Below are 15067 nucleotides of genomic sequence, written 5' to 3' on the forward strand. Positions count from 1 at the left end.
GGCTCGTTAACCTCGTTTCTCGACGCTGTCCGCCAGGATCGCCAGCACCAGTTGCTGGAAGTCCAGGCCGGCGGCACGCGCCGCCATGGGCACCAGGCTATGATCGGTCATGCCTGGTGCGGTGTTGACCTCGAGCAGCCAGAACCGGCCCTGCTCGTCCTGCATGACGTCGAGCCGTCCCCAGCCCTCGATGCCGATGGCATCGCAGGCGCGCGCGGTCAGCTCGACCAGTTCCTGCTCGCGGTCACTGCTCAATCCGCACGGAATGCGGTACTGCGTGTCGTTGGCCAGGTACTTGGCATCGTAGTCGTAGAACACGTGCGGCGTGCCGAGGGCGATTGGCGGCAGCACCTGCCCGCGCAATACGCTGATGGTGTACTCGGGGCCGTGAATCCATTGCTCGACGAGTACCTGCGAATCGTACGTGGCAGCCTCCTTCCATGCGGTGACCAGTTCCTGCACGCTGTTCACCTTCGCCATGCCGATACTTGAACCTTCATGCGCGGGTTTGACGATCAAAGGAAAGCCCAGTTCCTGCCCGGCGGAAAAACAATCGTTTTCACTGCCCAGCACGGCGTGGCGAGGCGTGGGAATGCCCAGGCTCTGCCAGACCTGCTTGGTGCGCAGTTTGTCCATGGCCAGGGCCGACGCCAGGATGCCGCTGCCGGTGTAGGGAATGCCCAGGCACTCCAGCAGCCCTTGCATGCTGCCGTCTTCACCGCCGCGGCCATGCAGGATGATGAAGGCGCGGTCGATGCGCTCCTGCTGCAGACGGCTCAACAGGTCGTCGCCGACATCGATGCCGAACGCATCGACGCCTCCGCTCTGCAAGGCGTCGAGCACGGCGGCGCCGGACTTGAGCGACACCTCGCGTTCGGCGCTCGTGCCGCCGTACAGCACCGCGACCCGGCCGAAGGCTTTCGGGTCGAGGGTCGAATGCAGGGCGTGGTACTGGGCCGCCGTCATTTCGAATGCTCCTGAGTGGCCTGGGCACCCGCGAACAGCGGGCTGCGCAGCAATTGCGGGGCCAGGCCGCCGATATCACCGGCACCTTGGCAGATGAGGATGTCACCGGCGCGCAGCATCGGCTTGACCACAGGGGCCAGCTCGGTGCCGCGCTCGATGTAGACCGGGTCGAGCTGGCCACGCTGACGAATGCTGTGGCACAGCTGGCGGCTGTCGGCGCCCGGGATCGGCTCTTCGCCGGCCGGGTAGACCTCCATCAGCAGCAGCACGTTGGCGTCGCCCAGCACCTGGACGAAATCGTCGTACAGGTCGCGGGTGCGGCTGTAGCGGTGCGGCTGGTACACCATCACCAGGCGGCGCTCCGGCCAGCCGCCACGCACGGCCTTGATCACGGCGGCCACCTCGGTCGGGTGGTGACCGTAGTCGTCCACCAGCATCACGCTGCCACCGTCCACCGGCAGCTCGCCGTAGACCTGGAAGCGTCGGCCGACACCCTGGAAGCCCGACAGCCCCTGGACGATGGCCTCGTCGCTGATGCCTTCGTCGGTGGCGATGGCGATGGTCGCCAGGGCGTTGAGCACGTTGTGGTTGCCCGGCATGTTCACCGACACGTCCAGCGGCGCGCGGTCGCGGCGCAGCACGGTGAAGTAGGTCTGCATGCCCTGCTGACGCACGTTGATCGCACGCACGTCGGCTTCTTCGCTGAAGCCGTAGGTGACCGAGGGCCGCTTGACCTGCGGCAGGATCTCGCGCACCACCGGGTCGTCCAGGCACATCACCGCCAGCCCGTAGAACGGCAGGTTGTGCAGGAACTCGACGAAGGTCTTCTTCAACCGGTTGAAGTCACCTTCGTAGGTGGCCATGTGGTCGGCGTCGATGTTGGTCACCACCGCCACCAGCGGCTGCAGGTGCAGGAAGCTGGCGTCGCTCTCGTCCGCCTCGGCGATCAGGTAGCGGCTGGTGCCCAGCTGCGCATTGGTACCCGCCGCGTTCAGGCGACCGCCGATGACGAAGGTCGGGTCCAGGCCACCGGCCGCGAACACCGAGGCCAGCAGGCTGGTGGTGGTGGTCTTGCCGTGGGTGCCGGCGACGGCGATGCCGTGGCGGTAGCGCATCAGCTCGGCAAGCATCTCGGCACGTGGCACGACGGGGATGCGCCGCTCGAGCGCAGTGGCCACTTCAGGGTTGGCCTTGTTGACGGCGCTGGACACCACCAGCACATCGGCCTTGGCCGCGTTCTCGGCACGGTGGCCCACGAAGATCTCGGCGCCGAACGACTGCAGGCGCTCGGTCACCGGCGACGCCTTGAGGTCTGACCCGGACACCTGGTAGCCCAGGTTGAGCAGCACCTCGGCGATGCCGCACATGCCGACGCCACCGATACCGACGAAGTGGATCGTGCGGATGCGGCGCATCTCGGGTTGCGGCATGGCTTTCTGACTTTCAACCATGGGCGACCTCCAGGCAGAGGTCGACCACGGTACCGGTTGCGTCAGGCGTGGCCAGGCGGCGTGCGGTGCCGGCCATGGCGTTGAGTTTCTCGGGTTGCATCAGTACCTCGTTCAGGCGTTCAGCGAGCTGCGCTGCGCCGGTTGTCGCTTGTGGCATCAGGAAGGCGGCGCCTTCGCGAGCCAGGTAATGGGCGTTGTGGGTCTGGTGATCGTCGATGGCGTGGGGCAAGGGCACCAGCATCGACGGCAGCCCGGCGGCGGCCAGCTCGCTCACGGTCAGCGCGCCGGACCGGCACACCACCAGATCGGCCCAGCCATAAGCCTGGGCCATGTCCTTGATGAACGGCTCGACCTGGGCTTCGAGCCCGGCCTGGCGGTAGCGCTCGGCAGTGATCGCGGCATGCTGCCGGCCGGCCTGGTGGAAGACTTCCGGGCGGACGTCGCCCGGCACTTCGGCCAATGCCTGGGGCAGCAACACGTTCAAGGGCTCGGCCCCCAGGCTGCCCCCCAGCACCAACAGGCGCGCACGACGTCCGGCCAAGGGCGCACGGCTGTCGTTCAGGAACAGCTCGGCACGCACCGGATTACCCGTGGTACGGCGCTTCTCGCTCGGCGGGAACGTCTCGGGGAAGGCCTCGCAGACACGCGCCGCCAAGGGCGCCAGCAGACGGTTGGCCGTGCCGGCGCGGGCATTCTGTTCGTGGATCACCAGCGGTACCCCACACAGGCGCGCCGCCACGCCACCCGGGCCGGTCACGTAACCGCCGAACCCCAGTACGCAGACCGGCTTGACCTGCCGGATGATGCGCCGCGCCTGGGCCACGGCCTTGACCAGGGTCAACGGGGCCTTGAGCAGGGACAGCTTGCCCTTGCCGCGCAGCCCGGTGACCTGGATCAGGTGCAAGGGCAACCCTGCCTGGGGCACCAGCTCGTTCTCGATGCCGCGCGGCGTGCCCAGCCAGTGCACGCGGTAGCCGCGGGCCTGGAACTCACGCGCGCAGGCCAGGGCCGGGAAGACATGCCCGCCCGTCCCCCCGGCCATGATCAATACGCTCTTGCCGTCATCGGCCATGGGCAGGCTCCTCGGCAAAGTCGCTCTCTTTGAATTCGTGCTCTTCGCTGCCCAGGTGCGTTCGACTCTCCCACTCGATGCGCAGCAACAGCCCGACGCAGGCGCAGCAGATCACCAGCGAGCTGCCCCCGTAGCTGAGGAAGGGCAAGGTCAGGCCCTTGGTCGGCAACAGGCCGACGTTCACACCGATGTTGATCAGGAACTGGCCGATCCACAGGAAGGACAGGCCGAACGCCATGTAGGCCGCGAAGAACTGCTTGGCCTTCTCGGCCCACAGGCCGATGTACAAGGCGCGCACGGTGACGAACACGAACAGCGCCACGGTGACCAGCGAGCCGACCACGCCCAGCTCCTCGGCCAGCACCGAGAACACGAAGTCAGTGTGCGCCTCGGGCAGGTAGAACTGCTTCTGCACACTGTTGCCCAGGCCCACGCCCAGCCACTCGCCGCGGCCGAAGGCGATCAGGGCCTGGGTCAACTGGTAACCGGAGCCGAACTGATCGGACCAGGGGTCGGTGAAGGTGATCAGACGCGCCATCCGGTAAGGCTGGGCCTGTACCAGCACGAACACCGCGACCACGGCCAGCACCACCATCAGGCTGAAGCGGAACAGCCCCACCCCGCCGAGGAACAGCATGGCGGCTGCAGCGCCCATCATCACCACGGTGGCGCCGAAGTCGGGCTCCATCAGCAGCAGGCCGGCCATGGGCAGCAACACGATGAACGGCTTGAAGAAGCCCATCCAGCTCTCGCGCACTTCCTGCTGGCGGCGGACCAGGTAGCCGGCCAGGTAGATGACCACGAAGACCTTGGCGATCTCCGACGGCTGCACGTTGAAGAAGCTGAAGCCGATCCAGCGCATCGACCCGTTGACCTCACGCCCGATGCCGGGCACCAGCACCAGCACCAGCAGCCCGAAGGCGCACAGCAGCATGGTGAACCCCATGCGCTGCCAGGTGGCGATCGGCACCAGCATGGTGACGCCGCAGGCGCCCAGGCCCAGCGCCACGTACACCAGGTGGCGGAACATGTGGTACAGCGGGTTGCCGGACTGCACGGCCGCGACTTCTGACGAGGCCGAGGTGATCATCACCAGGCCCAGGCCGAGCAACGCCAGGCAGCCGGCCAGGAAGGCGAAGTCCAGGTCGATGCCACGGCCGCTGATCAGCGGTGAGGGATACGGCTTGATGACATTGAAGATCATGCCAGTGCTCCCACGGCCTGCGCGAACAGGCGCCCACGCTCTTCGAAATTGCGGAACATGTCGAGGCTGGCACAGGCGGGCGACAGCAGCACCGCATCGCCTGGCAGGGCCAGGGCAGCGCTGCGTCGCACGGCCTCTTCGAGGCTGCTCACGCGCACCTGCACGACCTCGTCGCCCAGCGCCTCGGCCAGGCGATCGGCGTCACGCCCCAGCAGCACCACCGCACGGCAGTGACGCGCCACCGGGCCGCGCAAGGCCGAAAAATCGGCGCCCTTGCCATCGCCGCCAGCGATCAGCACCAACTGGCCGTCGATGTCGGCTCCCAGGCCTTCGATCGCCGCAAGTGCCGCACCGACGTTGGTGGCCTTGGAGTCGTCGTACCAGTTCACCGCCTCGCGCTCACGCACCCATTGGCAACGGTGCGCCAGGCCGGTGAAGGCCCGCAGGGCGTCGAGCATCGGCGCGAAGGCCAGGCCGACGGCATGGCCCAGCGCCAGGGCGGCCAGTGCGTTGCTCTGGTTGTGAGCGCCCCGGACCTTCAGCTCCCGCACCGGCATCAGGGGCTGGAACTCGAACGCCAGGTGCTTCTCGCCGTCGACCTCGCGCAACCCGAACGCCTTGAAGTCCGGCGCATTGAGGCCGAAGGTCCAGCAGGGCTGGCCTTCGACCGGCAAGGGCCGGCTCAGGGCATCCTGACGGTTGACCACCACCTGGCGCGCACCACGGAAGATCCGGTGCTTGGCCAGGTGATAGGCCGGCAGGCCGCTGTAGCGGTCCATGTGGTCTTCGCTGATGTTCAGGACCGTCGCCACCTCGGCGTCGAGCTGGTCGGTGGTTTCCAGCTGGAAACTCGACAGCTCGAGCACGTACAGCTCGACGCCGTCGTCCAGCAGGTCCAGCGCTGGCGTGCCCAGGTTGCCGCCGACCGCCACTCGCTTGCCGGCCTGGACGGCCATCTCGCCGACCAGGGTGGTGACGGTGCTTTTCGCATTCGAGCCGGTGATGGCCACGATCGGCGCCTTGGCGTGCCGGGCGAACAACTCGATGTCGCCCGACAGTCGCACGCCCCGTGCCGCCGCTGCCTGCAGCGCAGGCGTGGCCAGGGCCAGACCGGGACTGACGTACAGTTCGTCGGCGCGGCAGAGGAACTCGACGTCGAGTTCACCGCAGCGCACGTCCACGTGCGGATAGTCGCGACGCAACGTCTCGAGCTCTGGCGGGCACGCGCGCGTGTCGGCGACCGCAAAGGCGATGCCCCGGCTCGCCAGGAAGCGAACCAGGGACATGCCGCTCTTGCCGAGGCCGACGACGATGCGGAAGTGGTCAGATGCGATCAGGGACACGCGCGACTACCTCAGTTTCAGGGTGGCAAGGCCGATGAGCACCAGGATCACCGTGATGATCCAGAAGCGCACGATCACCCGGGGCTCGGGCCAGCCTTTGAGTTCGAAATGGTGATGGATCGGTGCCATGCGAAAGACCCGCTTGCCGGTCAGCTTGAACGAGGCGACCTGGATGACCACCGACAGGGTCTCCATCACGAACACGCCACCCATGATGAACAGCACGATTTCCTGACGCACGATGACTGCGATGGTGCCCAGGGCCGCGCCCAGCGCCAGGGCGCCGACGTCGCCCATGAACACCTGGGCCGGGTAGGTGTTGAACCAGAGAAAGCCCAGGCCTGCCCCGATCAGCGCGCCACAGAACACGATCAGCTCGCCGGCGCCCGGTACGTACGGGATGAGCAGGTATTCGGCAAACTTCACGTTGCCCGACAGGTAGCAGAAGATGCCCAGGGCGCCGCCGACCATCACGGTCGGCATGATCGCCAGGCCATCGAGGCCGTCGGTAAGGTTGACCGCGTTGCTCGAACCGACGATGACGAAGTAGGTCAGCACGATGAAGCCTGCGCCCAGGGGTAGGGTCAGGTCCTTGAACATCGGCACGATCAGCGTGGTTTCGACGCTGGTGGGCGCCGTCACGTAGAGGAAGACCGCAGCGCCCAGGCCGAACACCGATTGCCAGAAGTACTTCCAGCGGCTCGGCAGGCCACGCGAGTTCTTCTCGATCACCTTGCGGTAGTCATCGACCCAGCCAATGGCGCCGAACAGCAGGGTGACGATCAGCACGACCCACACGTAGCGATTGGTCAGGTCGGCCCACAGCAGCGTGCTGATGCCGATGGCGGACAGGATCAGCGCACCGCCCATGGTCGGCGTGCCGGACTTGGACAGGTGCGATTGCGGACCGTCGTTGCGAACGGCCTGGCCGATCTGACGGATCTGCAGCGTACGAATCATCCATGGCCCCAGCCACAGCGCCAGCGACAAGGCGGTCAGCACGCCGAGAATCCCGCGCAGGGACAGGTACTGAAAGACCGCAAAGCCTTTGTGGAACTGTTGCAGATACTCAGCCAACAGCAGCAGCATTAATGTTTCTCCCCGCTGGCACCGCACAATGCCGCCACGACGTGTTCCATCGCAGCGCTGCGTGAGCCCTTGATCAAGATAGTGGTGTCGCTGGCATTCTCGGCGCGCACGGCGTCGATCAGCTCAGCCTGAGTGGCGAAATGGCGGCCGTCGGCACCGAAGGCCTGCACGGCATGCCGCATGTCGACCCCCGTCGCATACAGCGCATCGACCTTGCCGCGGGCATACTCCCCGACCTCGCGGTGGCCTTGCTCGGCCCAGTCACCCAATTCGCCGATATTCCCCAGCACCAGGACGGTGCGGCCGGAAAAGCCGGCGAGTATATCAATCGCCGCGCACATGGAGGTGGGATTTGCGTTGTAGGTGTCGTCGATCACGCGCGCGCCGCTGGGCGCCACGTGCGCCACGGTACGGCCCTTGACCGGCTGCAGCGCGCCAAGGCCGGCGGCGATCGCCTCGAGCCCCACGCCCAGGGCGTGGGCTGCGGCCGCGGCGGCCAGGGCATTGGCCACGTTGTGGGTGCCGAGCAGGTTCAGTTGCACGGCGACCGAACCCGCGGGGCCCTGCAACTGGAAGGACGGGCAACCGCGTGCATCGTGCGTGATGTCCGACGCGTGGAAGCTGGCCGCTGCGTCGCGCAGCGCGAAGGTGATGACCGGGCGACCGGCGGCGCGTCGCTGCCAGATCGGGAAGGCCTTGTCGTCCAGGTTGAGCACGGCGGTGCCATCGGCCTGCAGGCCTTCGATGATCTCGCCCTTGGCTTCGACGATCTTGTCCGGGCCGCCGAACTCGCCGACGTGGGCGGTCCCGGCGTTGTTGAGGATCGCCACCTGGGGACGGGTCAGGCCCACGGTGTAGTGGATCTCGCCCAGGCGCGAGGCCCCCAGCTCGATCACGGCGGCACTGTGCTCGCGGCCGATCTCCAGCAGGGTCAGCGGCGCACCCAGGTCGTTGTTGAGGTTGCCGCGGGTGGCCAGGACCGGCCCGACGGTACGCAGGATGCTGGCCAGCAGCTCCTTGACCGTGGTCTTGCCGCTGGAGCCGGTGATCGCCACCACCGGCTTGTCGAAGGCGTCGCGGTTGAGCGCGCCGAGGTGCCCGAGCGCCAGGCGCGTGTCGGCGACCAGCAGCTGCGGCAGGTCGATGCCCGGTACCTCGCGCTGCACCAGGGCTGCGACCGCCCCTTTGGCCTGGACATCGGCCAGGTAGTCATGACCGTCGAAACGCGGCCCGCTCAATGCCACGAACAGCTGGCCTTGGCCGACGCTGCGGCTGTCGATGCTGACACCCGTGAAAGTGGCATCGTCCCCGATCAGCCGGGCGTGCAGCGGGGCAACCAGCGTACTCAGGGTGAAGGGATGAATCATGGATGAGCCTCCCAGGCTGCCAGCGCCTTGTCGGCTTCGATCAGATCGGAGAAATCGTGGCGCTCGCCTGCGATTTCCTGGTAATCCTCATGCCCCTTGCCGGCCAGCACGACCACGTCGTCGACGTGAGCGCTGGCGATCAGCCGGGCGATGGCCTCGCCGCGTCCGGCGACGAAGGTGACGTCGGCCGAGGCCGTGAATCCCGGACGAATGTCGTCGAAAATCTGCCGAGGCGCTTCGCTGCGCGGGTTGTCGTCGGTCACGCACACCTGGTCGGCCAGGCGCTCGGCCACTTCGGCCATCAGCGGGCGCTTGCCGCGGTCACGGTCGCCCCCGCAGCCAAACAGGCACAGCAGTCTGCCGCGCGCATGGGGACGCAGGGCTTCGAGGACTTTTTCGAGGGCGTCAGGGGTGTGGGCATAGTCGACCACTACCAGTGGACGCTCGCCGCCGCCCAGACGTTGCATGCGACCCAGCGGGCCTTGCAGGCGGGGGGTGACGGCCAGCACTTCGTCGAGGGTGTAGTCCAGCGCCAGGAGGGTGGCGACTGCGGCCAGCACGTTGCTCAGGTTGAAACGGCCCAGCAGTGGGCTGCGCAGCGTGCGTTCGCCGTGGGCGGTGACCAGCGTGGCGCGCACGCCCTCGTCGCTGAACACGGCATCGCGCGTGTACAAGGAGGCGTCGGTACGCACCAGGCTATAGGTGATCAGCCGCGTTTCGACGTGGTCGCTGACAGGCCGCTGCGCATAGGCCTGGCACAGCCGCTCGCCGAACGCATCGTCCAGGTTCACCACCTGGCTGCGCAGGCTCGGCCAGGCGAACAGCTTGGCCTTGGCTGCCTCGTAGGCCTGCATGCTGCCATGGTAGTCGAGGTGATCGCGCGATAGGTTGGTCAGCACGGCGACATCGAAGTCGACGGCCGTCACACGGCCCTGCTCGAGCGCATGGGACGACACTTCCATGGCCACGGCCTTGGCACCGGCCTTTTTCAGGTCGTAGAGGGTCGACTGCACGGCGATCGGGTCCGGCGTGGTCAGCCGACCACTCTGCAAGGCGCCGTAGAAACCGGTGCCCAAGGTGCCGATCAGCCCGCAATGCTGGCCGAGCAGGTCCAGCGCCTGGGCCACCAGCTGGGTGACGCTGGTCTTGCCGTTGGTCCCGGTCACGCCGATCATCGGCACCTGTCGGCTCGGCTCGCCATAGAAGTGGCCCGCGATGCTCGACAGCTGGGCGATCAGGCCGCGCACCGGAATCAACGGCACGTCGGTCAAGGGCAGTACGCTTGCGCCCTGCTCTTCGTACGCCACGGCCGCGGCGCCTCGGGCCAAGGCATCGGCGATGTGCGCCCGACCATCGACCTTGGCGCCGGGCACTGCCAGGAACAGATCGCCCGGGCGAACCCGGCGGCTGTCCAGGGTCAGCTCGCGGATCAGCGGATCGCGGCTGGCATGGGCGAACAGTTTGCTCAATGGCATCGTCATCATCCACGCCCTCCCTTGGCGGGGTCTGCACTGGCCTGCTGCGGCTCGGTCGGCACCGGCAGGTTGTCAGGCGGTACGTTCATCAGGCGCAGGGTGCCGGACATGACCTTGCTGAAGACCGGTGCCGACACCAGGCCGCCGAAGTAGCCGCCCTTGCTCGGCTCGTCGATGACCACGACGATGGCGTAGCGCGGGTCGCTCATCGGGCCGAACCCGGCGAACAGCGAGCGGTAGGCGTTTTCGGTGTAGCCCTTGGAGCCGACCGTCGCCTTGCGCGCCGTACCACTCTTGCCGGCCACGTGATAGAACGGCACCTGGGCCCGGTAGACGCCACGCGGCGCTTCGATCACCTGTTGCAGCATGCCCTGGATGGTCTCGGCCGTCTCTTTGGGCACGACCTGGGTCGACTCGGGCTCCTTGTCCACCTTGAGAATGCTCAGCGGTACCATCTTGCCGTCGTTGGCCAGGGCCGCGTAGGCGTGCACCAGCTGCAGCGCCGTCACCGAAAGACCGTAGCCATAGGACAGCGTCGCCGTCTCGGCCTTGCGCCACTCGCGGTGGTTGGGCAGGTTGCCGACCCGCTCGCCCGGGAAGCCCAGGCCGGTGTACTGCCCCAGCCCCAGCTGCGACATCACCCGGTAGATGGCTTCGCCGCCGATGTCGAAGGCGATCTTGCTCATGCCCACGTTACTGGAGTTGATCAGGATGCCGGTCAGGTCCAGGATCGGGCCCTCGCTGCGCGACACGTCCTTGATGGTGTAGCGGCCGATCTGCAGGCTGCCGGGGTAGACCTCGACCTTGTCGGTCGGCTTCCAGCGCCCGCTTTCCAGCGCGGCGCTCATGGACAGCGGCTTGACCGTGGAGCCAGGCTCGAACACGTCGATGATCGCCCGGTTACGCATCGCGGCCGGGAACATGCTGCGGCGGTTGTTGGGGTTGTACGTCGGCTGGTTGACCATGGCCAGGACCTCGCCGGTCTTGACGTCCATGATCACCAGGCTGCCGGCCTTGGCCTCCTGCTCGGCGATCGCGTTGCGCAGCTCGCGGGTGGCCAGGTACTGCAGGCGCAGGTCGATCGACAGCTCCAGGGTCTTGCCGGCCTTGGCGTTCTTGGTGACCTGGATGTCCTTGATCAGGCGACCGCGACGGTCCTTGATCACCTGGCGCTTGCCCGGCACGCCGGCCAGCCATTCGTCATAGGCCAGCTCGACCCCTTCGCGACCGTGGTCGTCCAGGTCGGTGAAGCCGACCATGTGCGCGGTCACGTCGCCAGCCGGGTAGAACCGGCGGAACTCTTCCATGCCATAGACGCCTGGCACCTTGAGGTCGACCACCTGCTGGCCCTGCTCGGGCGTCAGGCCGCGCACCAGGTAGATGAACTCCTTATTGGCCAGCTGCGTCAGGCGCTCGGTCAACTGCCGTGGGTCCTGCCCCAGCGCGCGCGCCAGCTCGGGCCAGCGCTCCCTGGAGCCCTGCATTTCCTTGGGGTTGGCCCACAGGGTGGTGACCGGGGTACTGACCGCCAGCGGCTCGCCGTTGCGGTCGGTGATCAGGCCACGGTGCGCCGGAATCGGAATGTGACGCAGGCTGCGGGCATCGCCCTGCCCCTTGAGGAAGTCACGGTCGACCACCTGCAGGTCGATGATGCGCCAGGCGATGGCGCCGACCATCAATGCCAGCAAGGCGATGACCACGCGGAAACGCCAGGGATACAGTGCCCCTTCGAGCTTCATCATGGCGCGATCATCCGTATCTCGTCCGCCGCGGGCACACGCATCTTGAGCTGCTCGGTCGCCAGGTTCTCGATGCGGCTATGGGCAGTCCAGGTGCTCTGCTCGAGGATCAGTCGACCCCATTCGGCCTGCGCCTTGTCGCGCTCGTTGAGCTCGCCATACAGCGTGTTGAGCAGTTGGCGGTTCCAGTGCGCGCTGTAGGACACGGCGATGGCCGACACCAGCACGCCGACGAACATCAGCAGCATGAGAAAGCTCCCACCGGGCAGCGGCTTGGCGAACAAACGACTCACCTGAGCTTCTCCGCCACGCGCATGACGGCACTGCGCGCACGTGGGTTGGCCTTGAGTTCGGCTTCGGAGGCGAACTGGGCCTTGCCGTGGACCTTGATGAAAGGCTGGAACGGCTCATGGCGCACGGGCAGATTGCGCGGCAGGTTGTCGGCCTCGCCCTTGGCCAGCTTGCGCATGAACAGTTTGACGATGCGGTCTTCCAGGGAGTGGAAACTGATGACCACCAGGCGGCCGCCGACTTCCAGCGCATCGAGCGCCGCCTGCAGGCCGGTTTCGAGATCGCCCAGTTCGTTGTTGACGTGGATGCGCAACCCCTGGAACGCACGGGTCGCCGGGTTCTTGCCCTTCTCCCAGGCCGGGTTGGCGACCTTGATCACTTCGGCCAGGTCGCTGGTGCGGGTGAACGGCGTCTGCTCGCGACGCTCGACCACGGCGCGGGCCATGCGCCTGGCGAAGCGCTCTTCGCCGTATTCCTTGAACACGCGGGCGATTTCTTCCTCCGGCGCGTTGGCGATGAACTGCGCGGCGCTCTGGCCACGCTCAGGGTCCATGCGCATGTCCAGGGGGCCGTCGTTCATGAAGCTGAAGCCGCGCTCGGGGTCGTCCAGCTGCGGCGACGACACGCCCAGGTCGAGCAACACACCATTGACCTTGCCAGCCAGGTCGCGCGCGCCCAACTCCTGGCCCATCTCGGCAAAACTGCGCTGCACAATGACAAAGCGGCCGTCTTCGGCCGCCAGCGCTTGCCCCGTGGCAATCGCTTGTGGGTCTTTGTCGAAGCCCAGTAGTCGGCCCTGTGGCCCCAGTCGATCGAGGATCAGACGGCTATGCCCACCGCGGCCGAAAGTACCGTCGAGGTAGCAGCCATCGGCGCGTAGGGCCAGGGCATCGACAGCCTCGTTGAGCAGCACGGTGATATGGTTGAAGCCGCTATCTATGGTCACAGGATCAGATCACGCAAATCATCGGGCATGGCGCCCGGTTGTCGAATAGCTGCAAGGTCAGCGGCCGAGACGGTGTCCCAGGCCTCTTCATCCCACAGCTGGAATTTGTTCAGTTGCCCTACCAGCATGGCCTTGCGGTCGAGCCGCGCGTACTCACGCAGTCGGGGTGGCACCAGAAAGCGCCCATTGCCATCGAGCTCGAGATCCACCGCATTGCCGATCAGCAGACGCTGAAGGCGACGGTTCTCTTCGCGCAAGGACGGCAACGCGCGCAACTTGGCTTCGATATGTTCCCACTCATCGAGCGGATACACGCACAGGCAGGGGTCGGAGGCATCGATCGTCACGATCAGCTGACCAGCACACCGCGAATCCAGCTCGTCACGGTACCGACTCGGCATGGCGAGCCTGCCTTTTGCATCGAGGCTGATGGCATTGGCTCCGCGAAACACGGCTGCGATTCCCTACATTGTGAGCTGGATGATGGCAAAAAAACCCACTTCATCCCACTTTTCGCCACTCGCGCACACTATAGGAATCCGCTCGCCGCACCGTCAAGGCACGTTCATAAGGAAATCCCTTACGGGGCCAAGATTTAGCGTCGCAAACGATGGAAGACAGAAGCTTTTGAAGCGCGATCGAAGAACGATTGACTGCCCTTTCAAGGACTTGCGCGACAATGCTGAGAGACTGCATGAAGAGTAAGATTTTTTCATCTTACCGAAGACCGCTCGGCAGACACTGCCGAGGGAAATGAAGAGGTGGAGAGTCGATCTGTAAGCCGGGTTTTGTCGAGGACAGTCATTCCTCTACGACGGCCATCACTGGACGCCTCTAGCAACCTACCCGGTTCCAACGCGGGCCGCGCCATATGGAACCCTATTTGGTCTTGCTCCGAGTGGGGTTTACCTAGCCACGGACTGTTGCCAGCCGTGCGGTGCGCTCTTACCGCACCTTTTCACCCTTACCGGCGCCGAAGCGCTTAGGCGGTTGTTTTCTGTGGCACTTTCCGTAGGCTCGCGCCTCCCAGGCGTTACCTGGCACTCTGCCCTATGGAGCCCGGACTTTCCTCCCCCAGCCTTCGCGGAACGAATGCTGGCAGCGACTGTCCAATCGACTCTCCGCCGCCAAGGGTACCGATAGACGCCGCGCGGGACAAGCGATAGATGCGTCGGATCAGTCGTCCTTCTGTTTTTCCAGGGCCGCCTGGTACAAGAGGTTCTTGCGCACACCGGTGATTTCCGCAGCCAGGGCCGCGGCCCGCTTGAGCGGCATCTCCGCCAGCAGCAGGTCGAGCACGCGCATGGCCTGGGTGCTGATGGCCTGATCGTCCTCCGGTGCGCTCCAGCCCGCCACCAGCACCACGCACTCGCCGCGCTGCTGGTTGCTGTCGCCTTCCACGAAGGCGCTCAGCTCGGCCAGTGGCAGGCCCTTGAGGGTCTCGAAGGTCTTGGTCAGCTCCCGCGCCAGCACGGCCGGGCGCTCGTCGCCGAACACCGCCTGCATGTCCTGCAGGCACTCCAGGATACGGTGGGGCGCCTCGTAGAAGATGAGCGTGCGCGGCTCTTCTCTGACCTGTTCGAGCCTGGCCCGGCGCCCGACGGCCTTGGCCGGGAGGAACCCTTCGAACATGAAGCGATCGGACGGCAGGCCCGCTGCCGACAGCGCGGCGATCAGCGCGCAGGCACCGGGCACTGGTACCACACGCAGACCGGCAGCGCGCGCCTGGCGCACCAGGTGATAGCCCGGATCGGAGATCAGGGGCGTGCCGGCGTCGGAGATCAGGGCCACGTCGTCACCGGCCAGCAGACGGGCGATGAAGCGGCTGCCCTCGTCGCGCTCGTTGTGTTCATGGCAGGGTGCCAGCGGCGTCTGGATGCCGAAGTGCTGCAGCAGGCGCACCGAATGACGGGTGTCCTCGGCGGCGATCAACGCCACCGCGCCCAGGATCTTCAGCGCCCGCGCACTGATGTCGTCCAGATTGCCGATCGGCGTGGCGACGACGTACAACGTCCCGGTCGTGGATTGCGAAGCCCCTGGAACCTCTGTCACTGCGTGCACCTGCCTTGATCCGGATCGAAAGCGCCATTGTAGCCCGACCGTCGGTCACAACGCGCAAACATC

General features: G+C 66.3%; 13 protein-coding genes and 1 other RNA gene. All 14 read right to left on the reverse strand.

The genetic code is table 11. The annotated features are described in order from the left end of the window. Positions 1 to 6: 6 nt before the first annotated feature. Positions 7 to 966 (reverse strand): D-alanine--D-alanine ligase, encoded by a 960-nt coding sequence (locus tag G7Z99_RS07375; RefSeq protein WP_181092918.1) that lies wholly within the window; start codon positions 964 to 966, stop codon positions 7 to 9. Beyond that, positions 963 to 2417, reverse strand: coding sequence for a UDP-N-acetylmuramate--L-alanine ligase (gene murC, locus G7Z99_RS07380; RefSeq protein ID WP_181092919.1), 1455 nt, complete (start codon positions 2415 to 2417; stop codon positions 963 to 965). The genes G7Z99_RS07375 and murC overlap by 4 nt, the downstream gene beginning before the upstream one ends. Next, positions 2410 to 3489, reverse strand: a complete 1080-nt coding sequence (murG, locus tag G7Z99_RS07385) for an undecaprenyldiphospho-muramoylpentapeptide beta-N-acetylglucosaminyltransferase (protein WP_181092920.1) — start codon at positions 3487 to 3489, stop codon at positions 2410 to 2412. The genes murC and murG overlap by 8 nt, the downstream gene beginning before the upstream one ends. Further along, the gene (ftsW, locus tag G7Z99_RS07390) at positions 3479 to 4693 is read right to left on the reverse strand and encodes a putative lipid II flippase FtsW (protein WP_219854113.1); all 1215 of its coding nucleotides are present in this window, start codon (positions 4691 to 4693) and stop codon (positions 3479 to 3481) included. The genes murG and ftsW overlap by 11 nt, the downstream gene beginning before the upstream one ends. Next, positions 4690 to 6036: a UDP-N-acetylmuramoyl-L-alanine--D-glutamate ligase gene (gene murD / locus G7Z99_RS07395; protein WP_181092921.1), complete on the reverse strand. Its 1347-nt coding sequence runs from the start codon at positions 6034 to 6036 to the stop codon at positions 4690 to 4692. Before murD ends, ftsW begins: the two co-directional genes overlap by 4 nt. A gap of 6 nt (positions 6037 to 6042) precedes the next feature. After that, positions 6043 to 7125, reverse strand: coding sequence for a phospho-N-acetylmuramoyl-pentapeptide-transferase (gene mraY / locus G7Z99_RS07400; protein WP_181092922.1), 1083 nt, complete (start codon positions 7123 to 7125; stop codon positions 6043 to 6045). Next, positions 7125 to 8492: a UDP-N-acetylmuramoyl-tripeptide--D-alanyl-D-alanine ligase gene (locus G7Z99_RS07405; protein ID WP_181092923.1), complete on the reverse strand. Its 1368-nt coding sequence runs from the start codon at positions 8490 to 8492 to the stop codon at positions 7125 to 7127. Before G7Z99_RS07405 ends, mraY begins: the two co-directional genes overlap by 1 nt. Beyond that, a complete protein-coding gene (locus G7Z99_RS07410; RefSeq protein ID WP_181093057.1) occupies positions 8489 to 9973 on the reverse strand; it encodes a UDP-N-acetylmuramoyl-L-alanyl-D-glutamate--2,6-diaminopimelate ligase in 1485 nt (494 codons plus the stop codon). Before G7Z99_RS07410 ends, G7Z99_RS07405 begins: the two co-directional genes overlap by 4 nt. Beyond that, entirely contained in the window at positions 9973 to 11706 is a 1734-nt protein-coding gene (locus tag G7Z99_RS07415; protein WP_181093059.1) for a peptidoglycan D,D-transpeptidase FtsI family protein, read from the reverse strand. Before G7Z99_RS07415 ends, G7Z99_RS07410 begins: the two co-directional genes overlap by 1 nt. Continuing rightward, positions 11706 to 11999 carry a cell division protein FtsL gene (ftsL, locus tag G7Z99_RS07420; RefSeq protein ID WP_181092924.1) on the reverse strand — a complete coding sequence of 98 codons (294 nt, stop codon included), beginning with the start codon at positions 11997 to 11999 and terminating at the stop codon, positions 11706 to 11708. The genes G7Z99_RS07415 and ftsL overlap by 1 nt, the downstream gene beginning before the upstream one ends. Further along, a complete protein-coding gene (gene rsmH / locus G7Z99_RS07425; protein WP_375139138.1) occupies positions 11996 to 12943 on the reverse strand; it encodes a 16S rRNA (cytosine(1402)-N(4))-methyltransferase RsmH in 948 nt (315 codons plus the stop codon). The genes ftsL and rsmH overlap by 4 nt, the downstream gene beginning before the upstream one ends. Continuing rightward, positions 12940 to 13395, reverse strand: a complete 456-nt coding sequence (gene mraZ / locus G7Z99_RS07430) for a division/cell wall cluster transcriptional repressor MraZ (protein ID WP_181092925.1) — start codon at positions 13393 to 13395, stop codon at positions 12940 to 12942. Before mraZ ends, rsmH begins: the two co-directional genes overlap by 4 nt. Positions 13396 to 13704: 309 nt before the next feature. Further along, an RNA gene (rnpB, locus tag G7Z99_RS07435) (RNase P RNA component class A) lies at positions 13705 to 14064 on the reverse strand. A 55-nt stretch (positions 14065 to 14119) separates the two neighbouring features. After that, on the reverse strand, positions 14120 to 14995 hold the full coding sequence (gene rsmI / locus G7Z99_RS07440; RefSeq protein ID WP_181092926.1) for a 16S rRNA (cytidine(1402)-2'-O)-methyltransferase: 876 nt from the start codon (positions 14993 to 14995) through the stop codon (positions 14120 to 14122). Positions 14996 to 15067: the final 72 nt, after the last annotated feature.

Origin of the sequence: Pseudomonas entomophila, from assembly GCF_013523165.1 — a bacterium.
Taxonomy (GTDB): Bacteria; Pseudomonadota; Gammaproteobacteria; order Pseudomonadales; family Pseudomonadaceae; genus Aquipseudomonas; species Aquipseudomonas entomophila_A.

Excerpts from the sequence above, each read along its gene's own strand:
- G7Z99_RS07415 (WP_181093059.1), bottom strand. The coding sequence starts at position 11,706 with ATGAAGCTCGAAGGGGCACTGTATCCCTGGCGTTTCCGCGTGGTCATC.
- murC (WP_181092919.1), bottom strand. The coding sequence starts at position 2,417 with ATGGTTGAAAGTCAGAAAGCCATGCCGCAACCCGAGATGCGCCGCATC.
- G7Z99_RS07410 (WP_181093057.1), bottom strand. The coding sequence starts at position 9,973 with ATGACGATGCCATTGAGCAAACTGTTCGCCCATGCCAGCCGCGATCCG.
- murG (WP_181092920.1), bottom strand. The coding sequence starts at position 3,489 with ATGGCCGATGACGGCAAGAGCGTATTGATCATGGCCGGGGGGACGGGC.
- G7Z99_RS07375 (WP_181092918.1), bottom strand. The coding sequence starts at position 966 with ATGACGGCGGCCCAGTACCACGCCCTGCATTCGACCCTCGACCCGAAA.
- ftsW (WP_219854113.1), bottom strand. The coding sequence starts at position 4,693 with ATGATCTTCAATGTCATCAAGCCGTATCCCTCACCGCTGATCAGCGGC.
- G7Z99_RS07405 (WP_181092923.1), bottom strand. The coding sequence starts at position 8,492 with ATGATTCATCCCTTCACCCTGAGTACGCTGGTTGCCCCGCTGCACGCC.
- mraY (WP_181092922.1), bottom strand. The coding sequence starts at position 7,125 with ATGCTGCTGCTGTTGGCTGAGTATCTGCAACAGTTCCACAAAGGCTTT.